The 22,786-nt window shown below is 60.5% G+C and carries 17 protein-coding genes; 13 read left to right on the top strand and 4 right to left on the bottom strand.

Features of this window, described 5'->3' with window-relative positions:
- Positions 1-27: 27 nt before the first annotated feature.
- From B145_RS0115845 to B145_RS0115860, 4 genes are all read left to right on the top strand, one after another.
- On the top strand, positions 28-339 hold the full coding sequence (locus tag B145_RS0115845; RefSeq protein ID WP_018608594.1) for an ArsR/SmtB family transcription factor: 312 nt from the start codon (positions 28-30) through the stop codon (positions 337-339).
- A 75-nt stretch (positions 340-414) separates the two neighbouring features.
- A complete protein-coding gene (locus B145_RS0115850; RefSeq protein WP_018608595.1) occupies positions 415-1,152 on the top strand; it encodes a YiiX/YebB-like N1pC/P60 family cysteine hydrolase in 738 nt (245 codons plus the stop codon).
- A gap of 100 nt (positions 1,153-1,252) precedes the next feature.
- Entirely contained in the window at positions 1,253-3,397 is a 2,145-nt protein-coding gene (gene aas / locus B145_RS0115855; protein ID WP_018608596.1) for a bifunctional acyl-ACP--phospholipid O-acyltransferase/long-chain-fatty-acid--ACP ligase, read from the top strand.
- Positions 3,394-5,274, top strand: coding sequence for an MFS transporter (locus tag B145_RS0115860; protein WP_018608597.1), 1,881 nt, complete (start codon positions 3,394-3,396; stop codon positions 5,272-5,274). Before aas ends, B145_RS0115860 begins: the two co-directional genes overlap by 4 nt.
- Position 5,275: 1 nt before the next feature.
- On the opposite strand, the gene lgt is transcribed toward B145_RS0115860, so the two are convergent.
- The 3 genes from lgt to B145_RS0115875 all read right to left on the bottom strand — a co-directional run bounded on the left by lgt (position 5,276) and on the right by B145_RS0115875 (position 9,396).
- Positions 5,276-6,073, bottom strand: coding sequence for a prolipoprotein diacylglyceryl transferase (gene lgt / locus B145_RS0115865; RefSeq protein ID WP_018608598.1), 798 nt, complete (start codon positions 6,071-6,073; stop codon positions 5,276-5,278).
- A 161-nt stretch (positions 6,074-6,234) separates the two neighbouring features.
- Complete coding sequence (gene dctP, locus B145_RS25910; protein WP_018608599.1) at positions 6,235-7,224, bottom strand: TRAP transporter substrate-binding protein DctP; 990 nt, start codon at positions 7,222-7,224, stop codon at positions 6,235-6,237.
- A 153-nt stretch (positions 7,225-7,377) separates the two neighbouring features.
- Positions 7,378-9,396: a methyl-accepting chemotaxis protein gene (locus B145_RS0115875; protein WP_018608600.1), complete on the bottom strand. Its 2,019-nt coding sequence runs from the start codon at positions 9,394-9,396 to the stop codon at positions 7,378-7,380.
- Positions 9,397-9,668: 272 nt separating this feature from the next.
- Here B145_RS0115875 and B145_RS25915 point away from each other — a divergent pair, with 272 nt between their 5' ends.
- From B145_RS25915 to B145_RS0115895, 4 genes are all read left to right on the top strand, one after another.
- Complete coding sequence (locus B145_RS25915; RefSeq protein WP_018608601.1) at positions 9,669-11,621, top strand: site-specific recombinase; 1,953 nt, start codon at positions 9,669-9,671, stop codon at positions 11,619-11,621.
- A gap of 290 nt (positions 11,622-11,911) precedes the next feature.
- A complete protein-coding gene (locus tag B145_RS0115885) occupies positions 11,912-15,040 on the top strand; it encodes a HEAT repeat domain-containing protein (RefSeq protein ID WP_157288455.1) in 3,129 nt (1,042 codons plus the stop codon).
- On the top strand, positions 15,040-16,734 hold the full coding sequence (locus B145_RS0115890) for a hypothetical protein (protein ID WP_018608603.1): 1,695 nt from the start codon (positions 15,040-15,042) through the stop codon (positions 16,732-16,734). Before B145_RS0115885 ends, B145_RS0115890 begins: the two co-directional genes overlap by 1 nt.
- Before the next feature lie 310 nt (positions 16,735-17,044).
- Complete coding sequence (locus B145_RS0115895) at positions 17,045-18,952, top strand: reverse transcriptase family protein (RefSeq protein ID WP_018608604.1); 1,908 nt, start codon at positions 17,045-17,047, stop codon at positions 18,950-18,952.
- A gap of 40 nt (positions 18,953-18,992) precedes the next feature.
- On the opposite strand, the gene B145_RS0115900 is transcribed toward B145_RS0115895, so the two are convergent.
- Positions 18,993-19,676 (bottom strand): DUF4197 domain-containing protein, encoded by a 684-nt coding sequence (locus B145_RS0115900; RefSeq protein WP_018608606.1) that lies wholly within the window; start codon positions 19,674-19,676, stop codon positions 18,993-18,995.
- 446 nt (positions 19,677-20,122) lie between these two features.
- On the opposite strand from B145_RS0115900, the gene B145_RS27625 reads away from it, so the two are divergent.
- The 5 genes from B145_RS27625 to rdgB are packed head-to-tail and all read left to right on the top strand — an operon-like array spanning position 20,123 to position 22,753.
- The gene (locus tag B145_RS27625) at positions 20,123-20,605 is read left to right on the top strand and encodes a DUF4124 domain-containing protein (protein WP_157288456.1); all 483 of its coding nucleotides are present in this window, start codon (positions 20,123-20,125) and stop codon (positions 20,603-20,605) included.
- Between the two features lie 18 nt (positions 20,606-20,623).
- Entirely contained in the window at positions 20,624-21,823 is a 1,200-nt protein-coding gene (locus B145_RS0115910; RefSeq protein WP_018608610.1) for a multidrug effflux MFS transporter, read from the top strand.
- Positions 21,824-21,844: 21 nt separating this feature from the next.
- Positions 21,845-21,979 (top strand): hypothetical protein, encoded by a 135-nt coding sequence (locus B145_RS29520; RefSeq protein ID WP_281167673.1) that lies wholly within the window; start codon positions 21,845-21,847, stop codon positions 21,977-21,979.
- Positions 21,952-22,119 (top strand): aldo/keto reductase, encoded by a 168-nt coding sequence (locus tag B145_RS29105; protein WP_211209846.1) that lies wholly within the window; start codon positions 21,952-21,954, stop codon positions 22,117-22,119. The genes B145_RS29520 and B145_RS29105 overlap by 28 nt, the downstream gene beginning before the upstream one ends.
- Before the next feature lie 34 nt (positions 22,120-22,153).
- Positions 22,154-22,753 (top strand): RdgB/HAM1 family non-canonical purine NTP pyrophosphatase, encoded by a 600-nt coding sequence (gene rdgB / locus B145_RS0115925; RefSeq protein ID WP_018608612.1) that lies wholly within the window; start codon positions 22,154-22,156, stop codon positions 22,751-22,753.
- Positions 22,754-22,786 lie beyond the last annotated feature (33 nt).

A 22,786-nucleotide genomic window follows, 5' to 3' on the forward strand; every position in this document is an offset into this window, starting at 1 on the left:
CTTTGCAACATATCGATAATCATCGACATGAACAAGGATTACTCACGCACCATTCCTGCCGCCTGGGTCAGCATGGCCAAGGTTTTTGAGGCGCTGGGCGACGAACACCGCCAGCGCATCATGCTGACCTTTGAGCCTGCCGAGCGGCTGAACGTGGGGCAGATTGCCGAGGTTTCCACCCTGGCGCGTTCCACGGTCTCCCACCACCTCAAGGTGTTGCGTGAAGCAAAAGTGTTATGCAGCGAAAAAATTGGTAAGGAAGTCTACTTCTGGGTCAATAAGTCGTTTCTGCACGAAGTGTTTGGCAACGTCAGCGACTATCTGAAGCTCTATATGTAGGCCATTCCAATTTTTGTGTGTTTTTTTACCCAATATATCGACATGCGTAGTTATATCGACATAAAGGAGCCGCCCATGTCTCGATTCATCCGCCGTAGTAAAGGGCTTGGCCTTAGCCTATTAGCCACCCTGTTGTTGGGGGTCGCCACACTGGTTATCCCCGGCACCGTAGGTGTTGCCCAAAGCATCCCGGTGGAGGCCACCACCCTGGAGCGCCTGGCGCCACAACTGCAAGTGGGCGATGTGGTCTTCATCCGCATCCCCTATCTGCTGACCCGCAAGATTGCGGAGGCAGAGGAAATCTGGACCAATCACGTTGGCGTCGTCATCGACACCTCTGGCCCGGAGCCAACGATTGCCGAGAGCCGCATCCCGTTGTCCGGTGCGAGCACCCTGTCGCAGTTTGTGGCGCGCTCCGAAAATGGTCGCGTGGCGGTGCGCCGCCTGCCGCGCCCATTGAGCACCGAGGAAGCGGAAAAACTCGCCATCGCGGCACAAGAGCGTTTTGGCCGCCTGTACGACCTGGGCTTCAATCTGCATTCTTCGCGTGAATTCTGTTCCAAATACGTGCGCGAAGTCATGCTCCAGGCCACAGGCGAACCCATCGGTGAAGTCGAGACTTTTGCTACATTACTGGCCAGGCATCCACGTGCCGACCAAAGCTTTTGGAAGTGGTGGTATTTTGGTGCCATTCCCTGGCAACGGCAGACGGTCACACCAGGCAGCCAACTGACCAGCCCACGTCTGAGCACCTTATTCGATGGCCGGGTGGTGACGAAACCTGAACACAGCGGTAACAATAGAGGCGCTTGAACGCGCACGAAGAAACAAGGCAGCACAGCAGTCATTCAATGTAACCGGGGGGGCTTGGCGCGAAGGCGCAAACATCCCTATTTTGAAGGCATCCATATCCATGAAGCAGCTGATCAAGCATATCTTTCGCATCCTGGCCCGCGTGTTCTTCCGGGTTCGTGTCACAGGACAGGTGGAAGGGCTGGACCAACACAAGCGCCTGCTGGTGATTGCCAACCATGAATCCTTTCTGGACGGGGCGCTGCTGGGCCTGTTCCTGCCGCTGGACCCGGTATTCGTTGTGCATACATCGATCACCCACCGCCCGATCCTGCGCCAATACCTCAAGCTGGTCGACTACCTCGCCGTGGACCCGACCAGCCCGATGGCCATGAAAAGCGTCATCCGCCTGATCGAATCCGGCCGCCCGGTGGTGGTCTTTCCAGAAGGACGGATCACCCTGACCGGCAGCCTGATGAAAGTGTACGACGGCCCGGCCTTCGTGGCTGCCAAAACCGGCGCCACCTTGCTGCCGGTGCGCCTGGATGGCGCGGCACGCAGCTACTTCTCGCGTCTATCGGGCAACCACCCGCGCCGCATGCTGCCGGAAATCACCCTGTCGATCCAGCCGCTGACCCAACTGCCCATGCCCGAGGGGGAAACCGCCCACGAGCGCCGCCGCAAGGCAGGTGACGGTATGCGCCGACTGATGCAGGAAATGATCTTCGCCTCCAGCCCCCGCCAGACTCTGTTTGAAGCCCTGTGTGATGCCGCCAGCATCAACGGCAAACACCGCAAGCTCGTCGAGGATGTCAAGCAGATCGAATACTCCTATCAGGACATCCTCAAGATGGCACTGCTGCTGGGCCGTCTGGCCGCCCGCCACAGCCAGCCGCATGAGCGCATCGGGGTGCTGCTGCCCAATCTGGCGCCCACCCTATCCTTGATTTTCGGCATGAATGCCAACGCCCGTGTGCCTGCCATGCTCAACTACACGGCCGGGCTGGAGGCGATGCAAGCCTCCTGCACCGCTGCACAGATCCGCACCATCATCAGTTCCAAGGCATTCATCACCCAGGCCCACCTTGAAGACAAGGTTGCTGCTTTGCAAGGCGTGCGCATCCTCTACCTGGAAGACCTGCGCGAGCAGGCTACGCTGGCCGACAAACTCTGGCTGATGCTGTGGGCATTGCGCTTCCCGCGCTGGGCCATGCACCGCACCGGCCCGGAAGATGCCGCCGTGGTGCTGTTTACCTCTGGCTCCGAAGGCGTGCCCAAAGGCGTGGTGCTCTCCAACCGGGCGCTGCTGGCCAACGTGGCGCAAGTGCGCGCAATTGTGGATTTCTCGGTGTATGACAAAATCCTCAACGCCCTGCCGCTGTTTCACTCCTTTGGCCTCATGGCAGGTGGGTTGTTACCCCTGATCAGTGGCGCCAGCGTCTTTCTCTACCCCTCGCCACTACATTACCGTGTCATTCCCGAGTTGGCCTATGACCGCAACTGTACCGTGTTGCTGGGCACCAGCACCTTCCTGGGCAACTACGCCAAAAATGCCCACCCGTATGACTTCTACCGTCTGCGCTATGTGATTGCAGGCGCCGAAAAACTCTCTGAAGCCGTGCGCAATACCTGGTTCGAGAAGTTCGGTCTGCGGATCTTCGAAGGCTACGGTGCAACCGAGACGGCGCCGGTGATTGCCGTCAATACACCCATGGCATATAAATCGGGCACGGTCGGCCAGCTGCTGCCGGGGCTGCGCGGCAAGCTCTTCCCGGTGCCGGGCATCGACCGGGGCGGCGTGCTGCACGTCAGCGGCCCGAATGTGATGAGTGGTTACCTGCGCGTTGAAAAACCCGGTGTCATCCAACCGCCGGAATCCGAAGCCGGGGAAGGGTGGTACAACACCGGGGATGTGGTCGATATCGATGCGGATGGTTTCGTGCGCATCATGGCCCGCGTGAAGCGCTTCGCCAAGATCGCCGGGGAGATGATCTCGCTGGAATCGGTGGAAAAGCTCGTCACCCACGCTTCCCCCGCAGCCCAACACGCTGCCAGCACCCAGGTCGACGAAGCACGCGGCGAGAACATCGTGCTCTTCACCACCGATACCGCACTCACCCGTGAGGCGCTGCAAACGGCGGCCCGTGCTGGCAGCTGGTCCGAGATTGCTGTGCCGCGCAAGATCAAGGTGGTGGAGGAACTCCCGCTGCTGGGCACAGGGAAAATCGACTATGTCACCCTCAAAAAATGGGCGGAATCCGTATGAGCAACCAATTCGGCCTTCTCAAACAGCGCCGTTTCCTGCCTTTCTTCGGTACCCAGTTCCTGGGTGCATTCAATGACAATGTCTTCAAGACAGCATTGATCACGATGGTCAGTTTTCACGCCGTGTCCCTGGCTGGGTTCAACGGCAAGCAACTAGCCACGATTCTGCCAGGCTTGTTCATCCTGCCGTATTTCCTGTTTTCTGCCACGGCGGGGCAACTGGCCGACAAATATGATAAAGGCAAGATGATCCGCGCCATCAAGGTGCTGGAGATTCTCATCATGGGTGTGGCGGCCTGGGGCTTCATGGCAGACATCCTGTGGCTGCTGGTCTTCGTGCTCTTCATGATGGGGGTGCATTCCACCCTGTTCGGTCCGGTCAAATACTCCTACCTGCCGCAACACCTGGGCGAGCATGAACTGGTGGGGGGCAATGGCGTGGTGGAAATGGGGACTTTTGTCGCCATTTTGCTGGGCGAAGTGGTGGGGGCCGCCATCATGGCGGGCAACAGTGCCACCCACCCGGCCGCGCTCCTGGTGCTGGCGCTGGCCGTGATGGGCTGGCTGACCAGTTGGGGCATTCCGCTCTCGCCGGCGCCCGAACCCAAACTCAAGGTAGGCTGGAACCCGATTACGGAAACTTTCCGCAATATCGGCTTTGCCCACCGCAACCATGCCGTATGGTTATCCTTGCTGGGCATCTCCTGGTTCTGGTTCTATGGGGCCACACTGCTGTCACAGTTCCCCAACCTTGCGGTCGAAGTGCTGGCCAGCAGTGAGAACGTCTTCATTCTGCTACTCGCCGTATTTTCCATAGGCATCGGTTTTGGATCACTGTTGTGCGAAAAGCTCTCGCGTGGGCACGTGGAAATCGGCCTCGTACCCTTTGCAGCCATTGGCCTGACGGCGTTTGGCGTTGACCTGTATTACGCCATCCCCGTGGTGCCACTAGCCCCCCACGCCCACATCAAAGAATTTCTTTCGCATATCGCGCATTGGCGCATGCTGCTCGATATCGCCTTTATCGGCATTTCCGGCGGCCTGTATATCGTGCCCCTGTATTCAATGGTGCAGACGCGCGCCGAAAAGAGCCATCAGGCGCGTATCATGGCGGCCAACAACATCCTGAATTCAGCATTCATGGTGGCCTCTGCGGGGATGAGTCTGGTGATGTTCCATTTCAATTTGAACATCCCCCAGATCTTCCTGGCCACGGCCCTCATCAATGCGCTGGTCGCACTCTATATCTACACTTTGCTGCCTGAATTCCTGATGCGCTTTCTGGTGTGGATCGCGGTGAGCATCATGTACCGTGTGCAACGCACCGGCATCCAGCACTTGCCCAAGGATGGTGCAGCGCTCCTGGTCAGCAACCACGTCAGCTATATTGATGCATTGGTCATTCTGGCCTGCAGCCCGCGCCCGGTGCGTTTTGTGCTCGATACACACAGCTTCCGCATACCACTGCTGAGCTTCATCTTCCGCCACAACCAAGCCATTGTCATTCCCCTGGCAGATCGCAAAAATCCGGAGATGATGGCCAAAGCCCGCCGTGAGATCAACATCGCTTTGGCCGAAGGGGATCTGGTGGCGCTCTTCCCGGAAGTGCGCATCACCACCGATGGCGAACTGGAGCCTTTCCGTGACTCGATCATGGAGATTCTCGCCCACGCCCATGTACCGGTCATCCCAATGGCATTGAGCGGCCTATGGGGAAGCTTCTTCTCGCGCAAGGATGGGCGAACCCTGCGCGATCCCTTGCGGCGCGGTTTTGCCAACGCGGTGGAATTGGCGGTGGATGCCGCCATCCCGGCTGAAGACATCACCAGGGAAGCGCTCACCGAGCGCTTGCGCACCCTGCGCGGGGATCGCAAGTAGATCAGCGCATCTGCGGCGGGCCATTGCTCGTGATGGCGCGGACCACCAGCACCACGCCTGCCAACATAAAGGGCAGGCTCAGGTATTGGCCCACCGAAATCGCCAAGCCTTCGTCATAACTGGCTTGGGCGGTCTTGAAGAATTCGAGGAAAAAGCGCGCGCCAAACACCATGACCATATACCAGCCGACCAGCATGCCCTGCGGCGTCTGGCGGCGTTTGCGCCAGTAGGTCGCCCCCAGGATGGCGAAAATGATGAGGTAGGCAAGCGCCTCGTACAACTGCACCGGATGGCGTGGCAGGGCATCGACCGCGTCGAACACCACCCCCCAATTGCCTGCGGTGGGCACCCCGATGATTTCGGAATTGAGAAAATTGGCTACGCGGATAAACACGCCTCCGAGCGTAGCAGGGATGGCAACCCGGTCCAACAGCCAGAGAAACGAGAGACGCGGTTGAGCGTGCCGGGCATACCACCACAACACCAGCAGCATACCGACTGCGCCACCGTGGCTGGCCAAGCCACCCTTCCAGACCTCGATGATTTCCAACGGATGTGCCAGATAATAGGCGGGATCATAGGCAAAACAATGCGTCAGCCTCGCCCCTACAATCGTCCCGATCAGAACGTTGAACAGCAGGGTATCCAGCTCGGCGACCGGCAAGCCTTCTTCCCTGAAAATGCGGGCCATGATGAATTGCCCGAAAAAGAAAGCGCCTACGAAAAGCAGGCCGTACCAGCGGATGGCCAGCGGCCCCAGGTGCACCAGCACGGGATCAAATGACCAGTGAAACAACATTCCATCCATATTCTGAGCTTTGAGTGATGCACGCAATGTGTGGCGCTACCCCATGTAGCGCCACCTTCGTCAGCATTTACCAGACGCTGGCTGTATTCCATTTCCCAATCAATACGATCACGAAGACAAGGCACAGAGCGGATTGGTTGGGCGTCATGGAATTACTTCGTCCGCATGATAGACAAGACAGTATTCAAATCGTTCGCATCCGTGATGTACTTGGAGTAGAGGCGTACCGCAAATTCCTCAATCCCAGTCATGTTGATCTGGCGCTTGTCCACGATGGTCACGCCTTCCTTCTTGGCTGTGGCTAGCGCCTGCGCCTCGTAGTCGACCCATTGCTTCTTCATGTACTCGGCAGAATCATTGGCCGCTGCAAGAATCGCCTTGCGCTGTTCGGCAGAAAGCGTGTTCCAGGTCTTCTTGGACATCAGCAGCACTTCGGGGACGGAGGAGTGCTCATCAAGGTTGAAGTAACGGGCGTATTTATAGTGCTCGCTCGATACGTAGGAGGGCAGATTGTTCTCGGCAGCGTCAATCTCGCCTTTCTTGAAGGCATCCACCACCTTGTCATAACCGATGACCACTGGCGTGCCGCCCAACTCGGTAATCAGATCCTTATAGACGGGGGAGTCCTGAATCCGGATACGCATGCCGCTAAAATCGGAACGGTTGCGGATCGGCTTTTTGCTTGTGTAAAAGGATCGTGTGCCGCTGTCATAGTAGGCCAGCACAACCGCCCCGGCCTTGTCGATATCCGCAGCAGTGCGCTTGCCAAAGTCCCCTCCCAGCACCCGCCACATATGGTCACGGGAGCGGAACAGGTAGGGCAGGCTCATGTACTTGGCGGCCAGCACATCGTTGACCAGCACGCCCATGTTGACGCGGACGATGTCGATTGAGCCGTCGCGCACCTTGCTCCAATACTGCGTTTCATTCCCGAGCTGGCCGCCGCTCTTCAGATCGATCTTCAGCTCGCCATGCGTAGCTGCGGCCAAGCGGTTGCCAAACAATTCCTCGGATTTGACGATGACATGCCCTGCCGGGTGCACCTCGGCCAATACAAGATCTTTGGCCACAGCAAGATTCACCCAAAAACCCAGGGTAAAGCCCCCCACCATGACCCCAAAACGGATCAAACCAGACTTCATACTTCTCTCCTTGAATACCACCAACGGATTTGGCACTACTTTAAAAAACCCCCGATAAAACTGGGGAAACGAAAAACTTTATGCTCCTGCCAACAGCTTGTTATAAGAATGACAACCATTCCGTAGTGGTTTCATGCTTCACGGAGGTCCATATCAAACGTCAGTGAGTTGTTTCAGCGAGTCAGCCACCGTCTTGGTACGGTGCGCTGTCTCTGAAGTCTGCTTGGTCAAGCCCTGAATATCATCCAGCATATGCGTAATGGCTTTCACGTCCCCAGACTGCTTTTCGATTTCTGCGGCCACCTGACTAATGCTCGCAGCCAGTGCGGCAATATCGGCGCCGATTTCACCTGCGCTCTTGCGGGATTTTTCCGCCAGTTTGCGCACCTCATCGGCCACCACGGCAAACCCACGCCCCATGTCGCCCGCCCGTGCCGCCTCAATGGCAGCATTCAGGGCCAGCAGATTGGTCTGGTCGGAAATCTGCTGGATGACTTCCACCACGCTGCGGATGCGGTCGCTGGCATCGGCCAGGCTACGCGCATTCGTGGCGACCTGTTCGGCGTCCGAAGTCAGGGCACCTGCCGTCTCACTGGCGCCCTGCACCAGTTCTTCCTGCTTGACGACATACCCCGCCAGGCCATCCATCGACTCGTAGAGATCCTGCGCGCACACCTCAATCTGCTGCGAAGTCTGTGCCTGTGAGGTGTGCACCTGCTCAAGCGTTGTGCCCAGCGCATTCAACCCGTTGGCGACAAAGGCCATGCTTTCGTCAAAATCACTCGCATCAAGCTTGGCCGAGTAGTCCTCACGCTTGTAGTCGTCAATCACCCGCCCCATCAGGCGCGACAGGCCAGAGAGCTTGCCAATCTGGCGGCGCAGGAAGAAGGCTTTGAATTCACCGTAATGGGCGACGAAATGATCCACGTATTCGTCATGGAAGCTTTGGCCCTTGCCCACACGGAAAAAGAAGATCGCGGTGAGCGTCTGGTTGAGATTCAGCCCGAGGATTTCGCCAAAAGTGGAAAAGCCTGCCAACTGGGCGCAATCGAAAACCTTGCCGACACCCGACAATTCGCGCTCATTATACAGGCGGCGCAGAATGCAGTCGTTGAGTATCCCGGCAACGGGGGCACTGGGTTTGCCCCGCATGAACTCGCGGAAATCCCGCTCGGTATTGGCGACCAGCCCGGTACGCTTGACCAGCAGCAATTCTTCGCCCGGTGCGATATCGCAGTAGAAGTAAATCCGGTTGGCATCCAGGTCGATCTTGCTGATGGAGCGCACAAACAATTCTTTCCCCACCCGAATGGCAAACGAATACTCCGCCAGCTTGCCCTCAAGCTCCCCCCCCTTGCATTTGAACATTTCGCACAGGGATTCAACCAGGGTGATCAGGCGCCCGTCATGGGTGATGACGTGGCTAACATAGCGCAACTCGGTGGAGGCGTGGATGATGTGGAAACTGCTGCCGGTTGCCTCAAAATTCTGGCTCTTGAATACACCAAAACGCGTATCCCGGGCCATCTTCACAAAGGCGATCAGGGCATGGTTTTCATATTTGCGGCGCCCGTCATGCAGCCATGTGTTCTTGAAATCAAACTTGCCGCCCGCCGATCCACCTACAAACAAGCAGGGGAAACGCCCTGCCTCGTACAGTGCTTCCATGAAGAAGGACTCAGAGGCGGAAATCCCATCAAAAAGAATATAGGCAAACGTGTCATTATGATCAATGGGCATATTGACGCGAATGTTTTCAATCGAGCGGGTGAGCTGTGCAACCCGTTCATGTGAATTGAGTTTGGCCTGCCCAACCCGAAGGTCTTCGCTCCCTAGTGGCACAGCCACCATCTCCACCGACTCGATCAGGCTGCTGTCAAAACACTGCAGCACCACCCGGTCCCAACGCTCGCCGGTCTTGCAGTAGAGATTGCCACCTTCATGGGGGCACAACTCACCGGCTGTTGAACACAGCATCATAGGCACACCTGGAAAGCGCTTGCCCAGGGTGCGCGCCACACCATCAATATCTACGTGAGGAGAAACATAACCCGTCACCAGCACAGGCTTGCACACTACGCCCGCCAGCAAGGATTCCAGTTCGCCTGAAGAACCACTCAGCGTAAAAACGCCTGCCGCAGCGGACTCACGCATTCTGCCGAACAATTTCATCATTTTTCTCCTCCTCTTCGCCAGAACCGAACTGACATCCGCTTATTGATAGTTCTCACTTCAGGGGCGGGTCAATCCACACTTGCACATCTTTTTATTCATGCATCAGGCTGGCGCTACAAGCCACACCTGTAATGATACGACGATCAGGCATTTTATTTGCATTGCAACATGACAAGTGTTGCGATAGCACCGCAGGCATGAGACAACGGCAAGCACGATGGCCCGCCTCGCACCAAGGAACCGATGCCGCTTTTACAGGTCGTAAGTTCATGAGCAAACAACGCCTTGATTCCCTCCGTGAGCTGCAGGCATTGGCGGACCACCTGCGCCCCAACCACCCCGAGGCCATTGCCGACGCCGCCCGGTACATTCGGGCAGAGGCCGCCCGGCTGCGCGCCAACCGCGCCGAAGCAGCACGCCTGGCCCATGCCCTGGACAGCAGCCTTGCGCTGCCACGGCAAACCGCCTTCTATGCCGAAACGGGGGTGCGCTCCGCCCTGGGCTTCTGGCTGGAACTCAACCAACGGCTCAGTCACCGTATTCTGCCCCCGGCAGATACGAATGAGGAGCTGGGCCAGCTCCTGGAAACAATCTTCCATGATCCAGACGACCATCTCTGGGTGAATGCGGTTGATGATGAGGTATGGGCGGAGCTTTTTCTGGCGATCGGCCTGGGGCAACGTGGCCCTGGCGGGAATGCCAACACACTGGGCAATCTTCTGGATGCGGCGCGGGTTGTCTCCTATCGGCTGGCGGGTGCGGCGCTCGACCAGGAACTGCTGCATGCCGACCCCGCGCTGGAAGAGCATGAATCCCCCTTCCTGGCCCAGAACGCACAGGCTATCCCCATGCTGGATCGTGCCCGTGAAGGGGGTGCCTATCCCAGCCTGGATGAAATCCGTGATGTCGAGGTGCTGCTCGACCAATGCGCCAAGGCAGTGGACCGCGTGCGGCGACGAGCGCGCGAGAACGGCATCAGCATCCGCCTGACTTATCAACTGGCGCGCATGCGCCAGTTGATTGGCCGCCTGCGCGAATTGCTTGATCTCCTCGCCCCCGATGACCGCCTGTTGCGGGCCATCCGCCTGATGAAGACCCTGCTAACGGCAGTCCAGACCCGCCATCGCGTGCTGCCCTTCATTGGGGAGAACATCGCGCTGCTGGCGCGCAATGTCACCGATTGCGCCAGCCGCCACGGCGAGCATTACATTGCCGCCGACCGGCAGGCCTGGTGGGGCATGCTACGCAGTGCCGCCGGGGGTGGGGTGATCATCGCCATCATGGCTTTACTCAAGATTCGCATTTCCCTGCTGCATCTACCACCGCTGACCGAGGCCATTGCCTTCAGCCTGAACTATGGGCTGGGCTTTGTACTTATCCACATGCTGGGCCTGACCGTGGCCACCAAGCAGCCCGCCATGACGGCCGCATCGATTGCCGCCACCGTGGAAGAAGCCCACCCGCGTGAGCTGGACCGGCTCTGTGCGCTGGTGCAGAGCGTTACCCGCACCCAGTTCATCGCCGTCATCGGCAATGTTTTGCTGGCTGTGCCCATTGCCTGCCTGCTGGCGTTTTTATGGTATTACCTGACTGGCGTGCCCCTGGCACCCAGCGAAAAAGCCATGCATCTGCTTGCCGATGTACATCCCTGGCAGAGCGGCGCCCTGCTGTATGCGGCGGTGGCAGGGCTGGGGCTATTCCTCTCTGGGCTGGTGTCCGGCTTTTTTGACAACAAGGCACGCTACCACTCGCTGGCCCTGCGCATCCGCCATGCCCCCTTGTTGCGCAGGCTGTCAGCAACACGGGCCACGCGGATCGGCCATTATGTTGACGAACACCTGGGTGCCATCCTGGGGAATCTGTTTTTTGGCTTTTACCTGGGCATGACCGGGGCATTGAGCGTTCTCACCGGCCTGCCTGTGGATATCCGCCACGTGGCCTTTTCCAGCGCCAATCTGGGGACGGCACTGACCACACAGGGCTGGGCTGCCACGCACACCCTGCTGCCCTGGGCGATTGCGGGTGTCATCGGGGTCGCCCTGGTCAACCTCCTGGTCAGCTTCTCCCTGGCCTTGTACGTGGCCATGAAGTCCCGCCAGTTGGGGGCAGAGCATATGCTGAGCCTGGGGCAGATCGTGCTGCGGCGCTTTTTGCGCCACCCCTTGAGTTTCGTCCTGCCACCTCCGCCAGCCAAGGTGGAAGCACTCCCTCCACCGGCCTAGCTTAAGAAGCCATAACAAAATGGTTCTGGCGTTGTTGCGCCGCCTTGCCGTACTCCTTGTACTGTCTGCGTCAGCACGCCTAGCCAGAACCGTTGCACTCCATTTTGTTACGGCTTCTAAGGCTCGCCAGGGCCCCTCGCACCCTTTGTCGGCATGGTCGTGCTGCGCCCCCCAGCCGGGCGGCCATATCCTGTATGATTTCCGGCGATCCGGGCTGGATGCTGGGGATGTCTGATCCGGCACAGGCCCGCATGTTTTCACGCATGACCCAATTTCAACGGAGAATCTGCATGACGGCGACGCGTGCCATCCGGGAGCGACAACTCTACCGCCCCGGCCGCCCTGCTCAGAGTATCTGGCTGCAAGTCTTCCGGCTTGATGCCACGACAGCCAGCCTGCATATCCGCTCGCGCACGGGCACAGCGGAGTGGGATACGGCAGTGCAGCGGCAATTCTCCGCACCTGATGATGCGGCCATTGATGCCCGCCTGCTGCAAGAAGAATCCCGCTGGCTGGCCGAAGGCTATCAGGCTGAGGGTCTGGCGCTGCCTGTCTGCAGGAGCACCGCACAAGCTGCGCCCGCCGCCATCGCCCGCCTGAGTGCACTGCTTGACCCCAACCAGTGGCGCCTGCTCTCCCCCAGCCGACGCGCCCGCGTGGCTTGGCGCCTGGGTGAATTGCGGGCACGTGAAGCGGCCCCCGCCCTGGCAGAACTGCTGGGCAGCGGCGACAATCTGCTCGACTACTGTCTGGTATGGGCGCTGGGGCGTTGTGGCACGCAGGCTCAGGCTGACGCGCTCATCAAACTTGCCCAGCAGGATGCCCAGCGCAAGGGCGAACGTGGCGAAGCACTGACCCGTCTGCTGCGGCTGGCGTGGCTGGAACTGGCCTCGGAATCCTCCCGCCAGCAGTACCTCGACAGTCTGGTTGAAGACTGGCCCGCCGCCTTGCGCAAGGCCTGGCAGGAAGGTGATGACGCCAACATCACCGCCGCCGTGGCCGACCCGGCAAGTTTCCAGCGCCTGGGTTTTGGCGAATGGCTGGAGCATGTGGACCAGATCGCCCGTTTTGATCCGCTGGCCCGCAAGCGTCTGCACACCATCCTGGCTGGCGTGAAGGTGGAAGCAGGCGTCTTCCGCGCGCTGCGCCACCTCTACAAAGCGGCGGAGATGCGCGGGGATGGAGCCACCTGGGCTTTGCTGGCGCTGCGCTTTGAGCAGACCCCCGGCACGTTTGGCGACCGCAACAGCTATCGCTACATCCGCCGCAAGTGGCAGTCCGTGCGGGATGAACTCACCCGTGCTGATTCCTCGCTGGCGTGGTCACGGGCTACGCGCGGCTACTTCCTGCGCCGGAGTTGGCGCAGCCTGCGGCGCCTGGGGATTGCCAACAGCCCGGAATTCATTGACATGGCTTTTGCCACCCTGATGCGTTTCGACGAAGCCACCACGCAGGCCCCCAGCATCCAACAACTGAGCCATTACGATTATCAGGCGCGGATGTGGCGGCAAAGCCAACGCCATCACCCGGCATTTGGCCGCTCCATGCTGTTCAACCGCCTGCTACATCGCCCTGGTGGCGCCTTGCGCAGCAACACAAACGGCACCTGCTGGTGGAGTGAAGCACCGCTGGCCGCCCGCCAGACGCGGGAGGAAGCCTTCCCGGCACTCTGGAACGAACGCCCCGACCTGCTCGTGCGCCTGCTGCTCGAAGCGCGGGCCGAGACCATTCATGCTTTCGCAGCGCTAGCCCTGCAAGATTGCCAGCCCTACCTTGCCCAGCTCGACGAGGCGGTCTGGCTGCGCCTGCTCAACAGTGCCTACGCCTGCACGGCAGAATTCGCCCTGGCGCAGATCCGCAGCCGCATCGAAGCCATCACCGACACCTCTGCTCGCACGCCCTGGCTGGTGCTGCTGGTGGGCAGCCGCCATCAGGCTGTGTGGCAGGCTGCGCTCGACTGGATCAGTGAAGACCCCGCCCGCTACGCTACCGACGCCCGGCTGGTGGTGGCCATGCTCACTGCCCATCACAAGGCAGTACGCCAGCAGGCCCGCCTGCTGTGCCAGGCCTCACTGGCCCATACAGAGGTGGCTGAAGCAACGGTCGCCCAGTTGCTCAACTGGCTGGAAGCGCTGGATGACCTGAGCGATGCAGCCACGGCCCCTGCTGCCGACGTACGCTGGGCCATTGCCAACCCGCTACGGCCCTATGCCTCGGTGGTGAAGCATGCACGCCTGCTGGCGCTGCTGGCGGGCCCATGTGCAGCGGCCCAGGTGACGGCGGTGGAGTGGTTGCTGCTGCATCAGGCGCCGGTTTCCGACATCCCGGTCAGCGCCTACAAGACTTTGCTGGATTCGCCTGATGAAGCTGTGCAGGGCGCGGGGGTGCGTCTCTTCGGTGCCTTGCCCGACAGCATCCTGCTGACCCAAGGCGCATTGGTGGCCCGCTTTTGCACCAGCAGTGTCGCCGCCGTGCGGGAAGCCGCCATCCCTGCGCTGACGCGCCTTGCCGCAGCCGACCCGGCCTTTGCCCGGGAACTGGCCGCAGCACTGGCAGACAGCCTGTTCCGTGCGGAAGAGGCCGATGGCCTGCACGCGCACATCACCAAGCTGCTTACACAAACCCTGGCTGAAGCCGCCCGCACGCTGGATACGGCACTGTGCCTGCGTCTGCTGATTGCGCGCAGCCGGGCTGCACAAGTGTTTGGCGCGTGGCTGCTGGCGGGCTTACCCGACGATGCCCTTGGAGCACGGGACTGGAGCCGCCTGGGTCGCGTCGACAGCCTGGAAGTTCGCCAGCGTGCGCTGCGCGTATTGGCGGACATGCTGGATCGTGACGCCAGCCTGCTGGACGAGGTGCTGGGCGTACTGGATACACGCTGGGATGAGACGCGCGAAGGGGCCACCGCCCTGCTGCGCCAAAAGATTGCCGCCAGCCAATGGACGCCTGCCCAGCTCATCGCCCTGTGCGATCACCTGAACCCTGCGGTGCAGGCCTTTGGGCGCGAGCTGATCCTGCCACGCCTGCAAGGCGAAGCGGCTCTGGATTATCTGCTCCCACTGGCCGAGCACCCGGCGCCCCGCATGCAGCAATTTGTTGCCGAGTGGCTGGGGGCTGCGCTGCCTGCCGACCCGGCGCTGCTGGGGCAGCTGCGCCTGTATTTTGTCACCGTGCTCTCCCAGGTCAATCGTGGCCGGGTGGCCAAGTCCAGCACCCAGGCGCTGTTGCGCCAGCTTGCCGCGCAATCCGAAGCCTGCGCCCGCGAGGTAGTCGCAATCTTTGAACGGCTCGCGGTAACCGTGGCGATTGCCGACCGCGCCCAGTACATTGCCGGTCTGTATGAGATCCGCGCCTGTTATCCGGAGCTGGGTGGCACATTGAATATTGTGGCGCCCGAGTTGCGCAAAGGAGCCGCGTGATGGAATTCCAGCACCGCTATTTCGGCCAGAGTCAGGCCACCCACACGCCTGAAGGCTCGGCACTGAGCTTCGCGCCGGATACCCTGCGGCCGCCGGTGTATTTCTCGGGCCAGTTGGCGCAGCATCTGCCGTTCCGCGAGGCCATCTCCGCGATGCATGACGTGGTGGTATCCGATCTGCGTACCCTGCCGCGTGAGCGACCGGAGTATTTCGCCTGGCTCAAGGATGCCGAGGCACAGATGCTGGCGGAATTCATGCAAGGCGCAGCACAGGCCAAGACCCGCATGGCGGCCATCGACACGGAACTCGCCGCGCTGCGCAGCCGCAAGAGCGCCTTGTTGGGGCCCTTCTACAGTGCGCGCAAGAAGTATTTCGATCATCTCTACAAGACGGATTTCTCACGCTGGGTGGTGCTGGACCCGGTGATCACCGTGCACCCGGATCGCATCTTCTTCGAGTGCTTCAGCAAGGATGAATCCACCTATTCGGTATTGAGCTGCAGCCACAACGTTTTCAGCGCGCAAGGCGAATTCGCCTGTGGCACCACCAATATCGATTATTCCGCTGGCCTGTACGACGAATTCCAGAAGATTCGCGGCTATCGCAAGACGCATCTGGCCATTGAGCCCACGGGTTTTACCGTGCAGAACGAAAACGACCCCAGCTTTGTCGAGCAGAAGATCGACGTGCCCGACAGCTGGGTGCGGGGCTTCCTGCAAGTCAGCTCGGCCATGACCCAACCCGCCCAGCGCGTGCATCTGCACCCGATGGACCTGTACAACATCTGCCAGACCCTGCGCCGCCGCAAGGAACGCGGCGGGCCACGCTCGCTGCGCTTCGAGCTGCAACCGGGCGCGCCCGTGCGCATCGTGTTCGAGCCCTGGAATCTGGTGCTGGAATGCCCGCGTTCCACGCACGAGGCCAGCGAGGCGCAAACCATCCGTATCTGGGGGCGACGGCGCCTGCTGGTGCTCGAACGCATGATTCCGGTGGCAGACCGGCTGACCGTGCACCTCCTGGGCACCGGGCTGCCGAGCTTCTGGGTGGTCGACATGGGAGAACTGCAATTCACCCTGGGCCTCTCCGGCTGGACGGCCAATGACTGGTCACGCAACGGGCAGTTTGACCTGATGGGTTCCCGCGAGCATACCGATACCGACAGCCGCAACCGCGTCTATGACCAGCTCTGCCAACACTGGCAGATGGAGTCCGGCGCACTGGCCCGTGCCTGCAATCTGGAGCCTGCGTTTGCCACGGCCTGCCTGCAGCTCTTCACCCAGTCTGGCCGCGTAATGTACGACTTGGCCAATGGCGTCTATCGCCTGCGCGAGCTGACCCGCGAGCCGCTGCCGATGAACAAGCTGCGCTTTGCCAACGAGCGCGAGGAAGAGGCCGCCAAGCTGGTCGCAGATGGCTGCGTGGAAGGCTTCCGCCGTGAGGGCGACGACCAGAAACGCAGCTTGAGCGGCAAGGTAAGGGACGCTGGCAAACAGCACGATGCGAAGCTGACCGTTGATGCTAATGAGCGCATTGCCTCAGCCGAATGTAGTTGTGATTTCCACTTCCGCAACCGCCTGCGGCGCGGCCCCTGTGCCCACCTGCTGGCCTTGCGGCTGATTGATGGACAGCGCCGCCTGCAAGACCGAGCCGCCCGTGCTGCCGATCGTCGCCAAAACGATACGACCGCCCCATGACAACCCGATTTTTGTTCAAGGAGACGCATCGCCTCTGATACACTGGCTACGCGCAGCAGCGGGGTGGCTCTTGCAACCCGGGTGGTGGATCGCCGCCCTTGTTTTCAGCCCTCCCACGCGTCACTGGCCCGCTCTTCACTGTGCGGGACAGCACTACCTGTCGCAATGGCGGTTGGGCTTGCTACAAGCCCATTAGCGACAGGTAGTGCGTCCCGCGTCGAGTGGAGCGCTCCAGTTTGACAGGCTCTTCGATGAGAACCCTGCTGCTGCGCCCCTGCCTCTGTGTTCATCCGGCTGTGCCCAGCACACCATGAGCTATCAAGAAACGCCCGAACTCCAAGCCCTGCGTGAGCGCATCCGTGCCAGCACAAAGGATGCCGTCGTCCTTGAAGAGATGCGTCGCCTGGGCTATTGGCCCAAGGACGAGGCGATCCCCGACAGCCGCGATGCGGCCAGCGAAATCGGCCAAATCATCCAGCGCGAAGGCGAACTGGTTGGCGAACTGCACAAGATGGCGCAGGATCTGCACCGCCTGAGCGACCCGCAACAAGCCCTGCAAGAGATGCGCAAGCAGCGCATGGCCGCAGCCCGTGCCAAGCGTGAGGAAACGCGCCGCCGCCACGCCGAGGAACGCCACCAGCGCGCAGCCGCCTGGCATGCCCAGCGGCAAAAGAGCATTGCCTGGCTGGGTGAGGAAGTCTCTACTGGCCTGGCTGATGTACGCACCGATGCAGCACGCCTGCACGCCAAGAGCCTGCCGGTGATCGAATCGATTGGTGAGCTTGCCCGCCTGATGGGGGTGCCACTGGCGGAGCTGCGTTTCCTGGGGTATCAGCGCAGCGTCTCACGCATCAATCACTATCATCGCTTTGGCATCGCCAAAAAAACTGGCGGTGTACGCGTCATCTCCGCCCCTATGCCACGCATGAAGCGGGCACAATATTGGGTGCTCGACAAGCTGCTGGTGAGCCAGCCCGTGTCAGCCTCGGCCCACGGTTTTGTGCCCGGTAAATCGATCGTCGACAACGCCCGCGTCCACGCAGGCCATGATGTGGTCATCAACTTCGACCTCAAGGATTTTTTCCCCTCGATCCACTATCCACGGGTCAAGGGGCTGTTCAGTTCATTCGGATATTCCGATAGCGTAGCAACACTACTGGCCCTGCTGTGCACGGAAGCGCCGACCGAAACCGTGGAGATGGACGGCCAGCGCTACCATGTGCAAACCGGCCCGCGCTGCCTGCCACAAGGTGCGCCCACCAGCCCGGCGATCACCAATCTGCTCTGCCGCAAGCTGGACCGCCGCCTGGAAGGCAGTGCAAAGAAGCTCGGCTTCAGCTACACCCGCTATGCCGACGACATGACCTTCTCTGCCCCGGCAGAAGCCCGCAGCAAACTGGGGCAGATGCTGTGGTGCGCCAAGCAGATCATTGCCGATGAAGGCTTCATCCTGCACCCGGACAAGCAGCGCGTGATGCATGCCGGGCGCCGCCAGGAGGTGACCGGACTGGTCGTCAATGAACGCCCTGCCGTGCCGCGTGAAACGCTGCGCCGCTTCCGCGCCACCTTGTTCCAGGTGGAAAAGGATGGGCCGGAAGGCAAATCCTGGAATGGCAACGGCAATGTGATTGCTGCACTGGATGGCTATGCCCGCTTCATCTACATGGTGGACGCAGACAAGGGCGCACCGCTGCTGGCCCGCATTGCCCAACTCAAGGAGCGCTGGAGCGGCGCCCCGGTGCGCAAGGCACCCGGCCTACTGTCCGGCCCGGCTTTCCGGCGTGCTGCCGGGGAGGGCAAGGCACCCCGCGAAAACTGGTGGACGCCTGCCGAGCAGGCCGCACCCGTAGTCGAAAAGACCGATCAGCAACGTGCTGAAGACCGGGCCGCCGCCAAAGCCGCCATCCGCCTGCAAAAGGCTGAAGCCCAAGCCACCGCCGCACCCGCCTCCTCAGAGCAGGCAGAGACTGCGCCACCGCCTGCCAGCCTCGCCCCCGAGGAAGCCGCCAAGGCACGTGCGCTGAGCGCCTCGGACTCCATCCAGATTCTGATCCAGAGCATCGTCATGGTGCTGGCCGGGCTGGTCACCCACAACTATCTGGTCCTGTTGGGAGCCGTGGTCTGGTTCTTCCTCTCGATGAGCAAGCGGAAACGCTACAACTGGCTGATCTGGGCTGTCGTCTATATCGCCTGCCGCATCTTGGGCGGCGTGCATTAATCCATCACAGGGGGAGGGCGCATGCGCCCTCCTGCGCACCTCACATCGCCCCGAACACCTTGCGGGCAATGCTGCCAATCGCCTCGGCGGGGTGGGCGCGAATCTGGCGCTCCTCTTCTCCGATGCGGATATAGAGCGCATCCAGGGCGTGGCGGGTGACGAAATCCTCGATCCGGGCATCCTCGCTACGTACCAGCCCCAACGCAGCCCCCTGGCTGGCAATGCGGTTATAGCGCTCGGCGAGCTTCACCTTCTGGGTGGCGCTGCTCACAATGGGCAGGAACTTCTGGGTCAGGGGCTCAATGGTCTTGCTGCGGAAATACTGGGTCACCGAATCATCCCCACCCGTGAGAATGTTCTTGGCATCCTGTACCGTCATCTGGCGCACGGCATTGATGAGCAAGGGCTTGGCTTCGGCCACCGCCACTTCGGCAGCCCGGTTCATGGCCTGATGCAGATCATCCACCGCCTTGCCCTGGCCCATCATGCGCAGCGCGGGCTCCAGCTTCTTGATGGTATCCGGCAGGGGGATGCGGAACTCAGGGTTACCCTGGAAGCCACCCTCCACCCCCAGATTTGCCACCGCCGCCCCAGCCCCTTGCTCCAGTGCCTGACGCAAGCCCTTGCTCGCATCCTGGGTGCTGATGGCATCAAGCAGCCCGGCATGGGCAAACAACGGCAGACAAAACAGGCAACAGGCCAGCAGATGGCGACGTGAAATCATGGCAAAACCTCATCAAAAATAAACGCTGCCGCAGCATACCGCCTGCGCTGGCATTTGGGTAATCGGCACGCTGGCTGGTGCGCGTGGCCTCCTTGATACTTTAGGCCGCTTTATGCGTCTTCGCACAGTGTGCTATACAGCGCCGCATTGGCCTGACAAGATTTGCTAATGAAATGAGCTGCATTTTTCCATGCTCAACATGACAAGCAAATTTTACCTACCCATTGCACATGCAAGCCAAGCAACCACATTCTCGGCATGGATTCCGGCCTCCATTGCGACAGCGTCTTGCTCCAGGTTTCAGGATTCCCGTCGCCCCCCGGCCCCGAAACGACTACAATAGAGTACCTGTCTGCGATTTACCCACCACAAGGATAAAGCGCCTGCCAACCAGCGGTGGCGAGCATTCTTCGCTTGCACAATACCCCTTGCCAGAGGGTGCCATCATGTTGAAACGCCTGATCCTCTTGCTCTGCGTCTTGCCCCTGCCCGCGATGGCGATCAACAAGTGCATCGACCGGGCGGGCAAGGTCAGTTACACCGATGAGAAGTGCCCGGCAGGTGCCCGACTGGCCGATCAGATTCCGGACGCAGCCCAACCAAGCCCGGAAGACGTGCAGAGAGCACTGGATGACGCGGCCCGGCTACAGAGCGAACAGGCTCGCGCCGAAGCCAGACGCGCCGCCGAGGAGGAAAAGCGTGTGCAGGCCGCACGTGAGGCGGAGCGTGATCGTCGGCAGCAGGAATTGCTTGAGCTGGAACGTCGCAAGGTTGAAGCGCTGGAGGCACAAACCCACACAGCACCGGTATACGTTGTGCCCCGCCAAAATTATTCACCACACCGGCCCATCCCGCACAAGCCAGTCAATGACAAAAAGAAGCGTGAGGACGATGAGCCTCCCGTAAATTTGAAAGTCCCTTTCCGCTAACCCCTCCTTCCAATCTGAATGAAAACATCCTACCTCGGGCTGGCCATCATCCTGGCCTTGCTCAATGCCATTGGCCCATTTGCCATTGATACCTACCTGCCAGCCTTTCCGGCCATTGAACGGAGTCTGGACACGACCCCCGTGGCGATGCAACAGTCGCTCACGGCCTACATGCTGCCTTTTTCTTTCATGATGCTCTGGCATGGCGCCATCTCGGATGCGCTGGGGCGGCGGCGGGTGATCCTGGTCGGCCTGGTGGTATTCCTGCTCGCCTCGCTGCTATGTCTCGTTGCCCCCTCAATCCACATGCTCTGGCTGGGGCGGGTGTTGCAGGGCCTCTCCGCCGGAGTAGGGGTGATCGTGGGCCGGGCCATTGTGCGTGATGTGCTCAGTGGCGCCCAGGCGCAGCGCCTGATGTCACATGTGGCCATGGTGTTCTCGCTGGCCCCGGCGCTGGCCCCGATTCTGGGGGGGCTACTGGCCGACACCTTGGGCTGGCGCTCCATTTTTGCGCTGCTGGTCATCCTGCCTGCGATCCAGATTTTTGTGGTGTGGCGCTTCCTGCCTGAAACCTTGCCACCAGAAAAGCGCCAATCCCTGCACCCGGCCTATCTGTTCAAGGCCTACACGGGCATCCTGAGCAACAAGGGTTTCTGGGCGATTTCCTTGGCAATGTCCTTCTTCTTTGGCGCGTTCTTCCAGTATGTGATGTCGGCCCCCGCCTTTCTGATCGGTCATCTGCATCTGCAGCCGACTGAATTCGGCTGGCTGTTCATCCCGGTGGTGTGCGGCATGCTGTGCGGCTCCGGGCTGTCGAGCAAGCTGGCGGGCAAGGTGGCACCACACCGCACGGTTCTGCTAGCCTTTATGGTGGCCGGGCTGGCCTGTGTATGGAACCTGCTGGCCAATTTCCTGGGCGCAGATGTCATCGTCACCCGCATTCCGCAAATTGCCCTGTATACCTTTGCCATGAATCTGGCCTTCCCCAGCCTGATGCTGATGGCCTTGGACATGTACCCCGAGCAGCGCGGCACGGCAGCCAGCTGCCAGGGCTTTATCCACACGCTGATCATGGCCGTCGGGGCGGGGCTGATTGCCCCGCTGCTGTGGCACAGCACCCTGGCAATGGCCTGGGGCATGGCCGTCATGCTGGCGCTGGCCGGGGGGCTGTATTACGTTCATAATCGCCTGCATCAGCAGGCCAGTGTATCGGTCTAGCACACATGGGAGTCAAATACTATGGAATATCGCAGACTGGGCCGTAGCGGCCTGAAGGTCAGCGCGCTGTCTTTCGGTTCCTGGGTCACCTATGCCAATCAGCTCGATACCCGCATGGCACGTGAATCATGGCCGCAGCACGCGACCATGGGGTGAATTTTTTCGACAATGCAGAAACCTATGCCGCCGGGAATTCCGAAACCATCATGGGGCAGGTACTCGCCGAAGTGGCGGACAAACTGGATGCCGAGTTCTGCCAGAAGATTGAAGAAGCCTGTGCACGCTGTGCAGCATAAAGCGGGCTTCATCCTCTATGCATAAGGATGAAATATGAAAGAGATGAAAAAACTCGTCATGGCCTCAAACAATGTGGGCAAGCTGCGCGAATTCCAGGCGCTGCTCGCTCCATTGGGCTGGGAGGTGATTCCGCAATCCGAGCTGGGCGTGGGCGAAGCCGAAGAACCCCATTGCACCTTTGTGGAAAACGCGCTGGCCAAGGCCCGCCATGCCGCACAGGCCACCGGACTCCCCGCCCTGGCCGATGACTCCGGCATCTGCATCCACGCCCTGGGGGGTGCCCCCGGCGTGCAGTCTGCCCGCTTTGCCGGGGAACCCAAATCGGACGAGAACAACAACGCCCTGTTGCTGGAAAAACTCCAGGACGCCACAGACCGCAGCGCCCATTATGTGTGTGTGCTGGTGATGGTGCACAGTGCCGACGACCCGCAACCCCTGATTGCAGAAGGCGAGTGGCATGGCGAGATTCTGCGTGAGCCACGCGGCAGCGGCGGCTTTGGCTACGATCCGTTGTTCTGGCTGGCCGATCTGGGGCAAAGCGCAGCGGAAATCCCTGCCCAGCTCAAAAACACCCTGAGTCATCGCGGCGCTGCCTGCCGACACCTGTTGGAACGACTGAAAGCCCAGGCCTGACGCACATTGGCATAAAAAAAACCGGCCTTTACA

This window comes from Uliginosibacterium gangwonense DSM 18521 (assembly GCF_000373965.1).
Lineage (GTDB): Bacteria > Pseudomonadota > Gammaproteobacteria > Burkholderiales > Rhodocyclaceae > Uliginosibacterium > Uliginosibacterium gangwonense.

Coding starts and splice junctions, on each gene's coding strand:
- B145_RS0115845 (WP_018608594.1), top strand. CDS start 28: ATGAACAAGGATTACTCACGCACCATTCCTGCCGCCTGGGTCAGCATG.
- B145_RS0115890 (WP_018608603.1), top strand. CDS start 15,040: ATGGAATTCCAGCACCGCTATTTCGGCCAGAGTCAGGCCACCCACACG.
- B145_RS29520 (WP_281167673.1), top strand. CDS start 21,845: ATGGAATATCGCAGACTGGGCCGTAGCGGCCTGAAGGTCAGCGCGCTG.
- B145_RS0115875 (WP_018608600.1), bottom strand. CDS start 9,396: ATGAAATTGTTCGGCAGAATGCGTGAGTCCGCTGCGGCAGGCGTTTTT.
- B145_RS0115900 (WP_018608606.1), bottom strand. CDS start 19,676: ATGATTTCACGTCGCCATCTGCTGGCCTGTTGCCTGTTTTGTCTGCCG.
- lgt (WP_018608598.1), bottom strand. CDS start 6,073: ATGTTGTTTCACTGGTCATTTGATCCCGTGCTGGTGCACCTGGGGCCG.
- B145_RS0115885 (WP_157288455.1), top strand. CDS start 11,912: ATGACGGCGACGCGTGCCATCCGGGAGCGACAACTCTACCGCCCCGGC.
- B145_RS27625 (WP_157288456.1), top strand. CDS start 20,123: ATGTTGAAACGCCTGATCCTCTTGCTCTGCGTCTTGCCCCTGCCCGCG.
- B145_RS0115850 (WP_018608595.1), top strand. CDS start 415: ATGTCTCGATTCATCCGCCGTAGTAAAGGGCTTGGCCTTAGCCTATTA.
- B145_RS0115910 (WP_018608610.1), top strand. CDS start 20,624: ATGAAAACATCCTACCTCGGGCTGGCCATCATCCTGGCCTTGCTCAAT.
- B145_RS0115860 (WP_018608597.1), top strand. CDS start 3,394: ATGAGCAACCAATTCGGCCTTCTCAAACAGCGCCGTTTCCTGCCTTTC.
- B145_RS25915 (WP_018608601.1), top strand. CDS start 9,669: ATGAGCAAACAACGCCTTGATTCCCTCCGTGAGCTGCAGGCATTGGCG.
- B145_RS0115895 (WP_018608604.1), top strand. CDS start 17,045: ATGAGCTATCAAGAAACGCCCGAACTCCAAGCCCTGCGTGAGCGCATC.
- B145_RS29105 (WP_211209846.1), top strand. CDS start 21,952: ATGGCCGCAGCACGCGACCATGGGGTGAATTTTTTCGACAATGCAGAA.
- rdgB (WP_018608612.1), top strand. CDS start 22,154: ATGAAAGAGATGAAAAAACTCGTCATGGCCTCAAACAATGTGGGCAAG.
- aas (WP_018608596.1), top strand. CDS start 1,253: ATGAAGCAGCTGATCAAGCATATCTTTCGCATCCTGGCCCGCGTGTTC.
- dctP (WP_018608599.1), bottom strand. CDS start 7,224: ATGAAGTCTGGTTTGATCCGTTTTGGGGTCATGGTGGGGGGCTTTACC.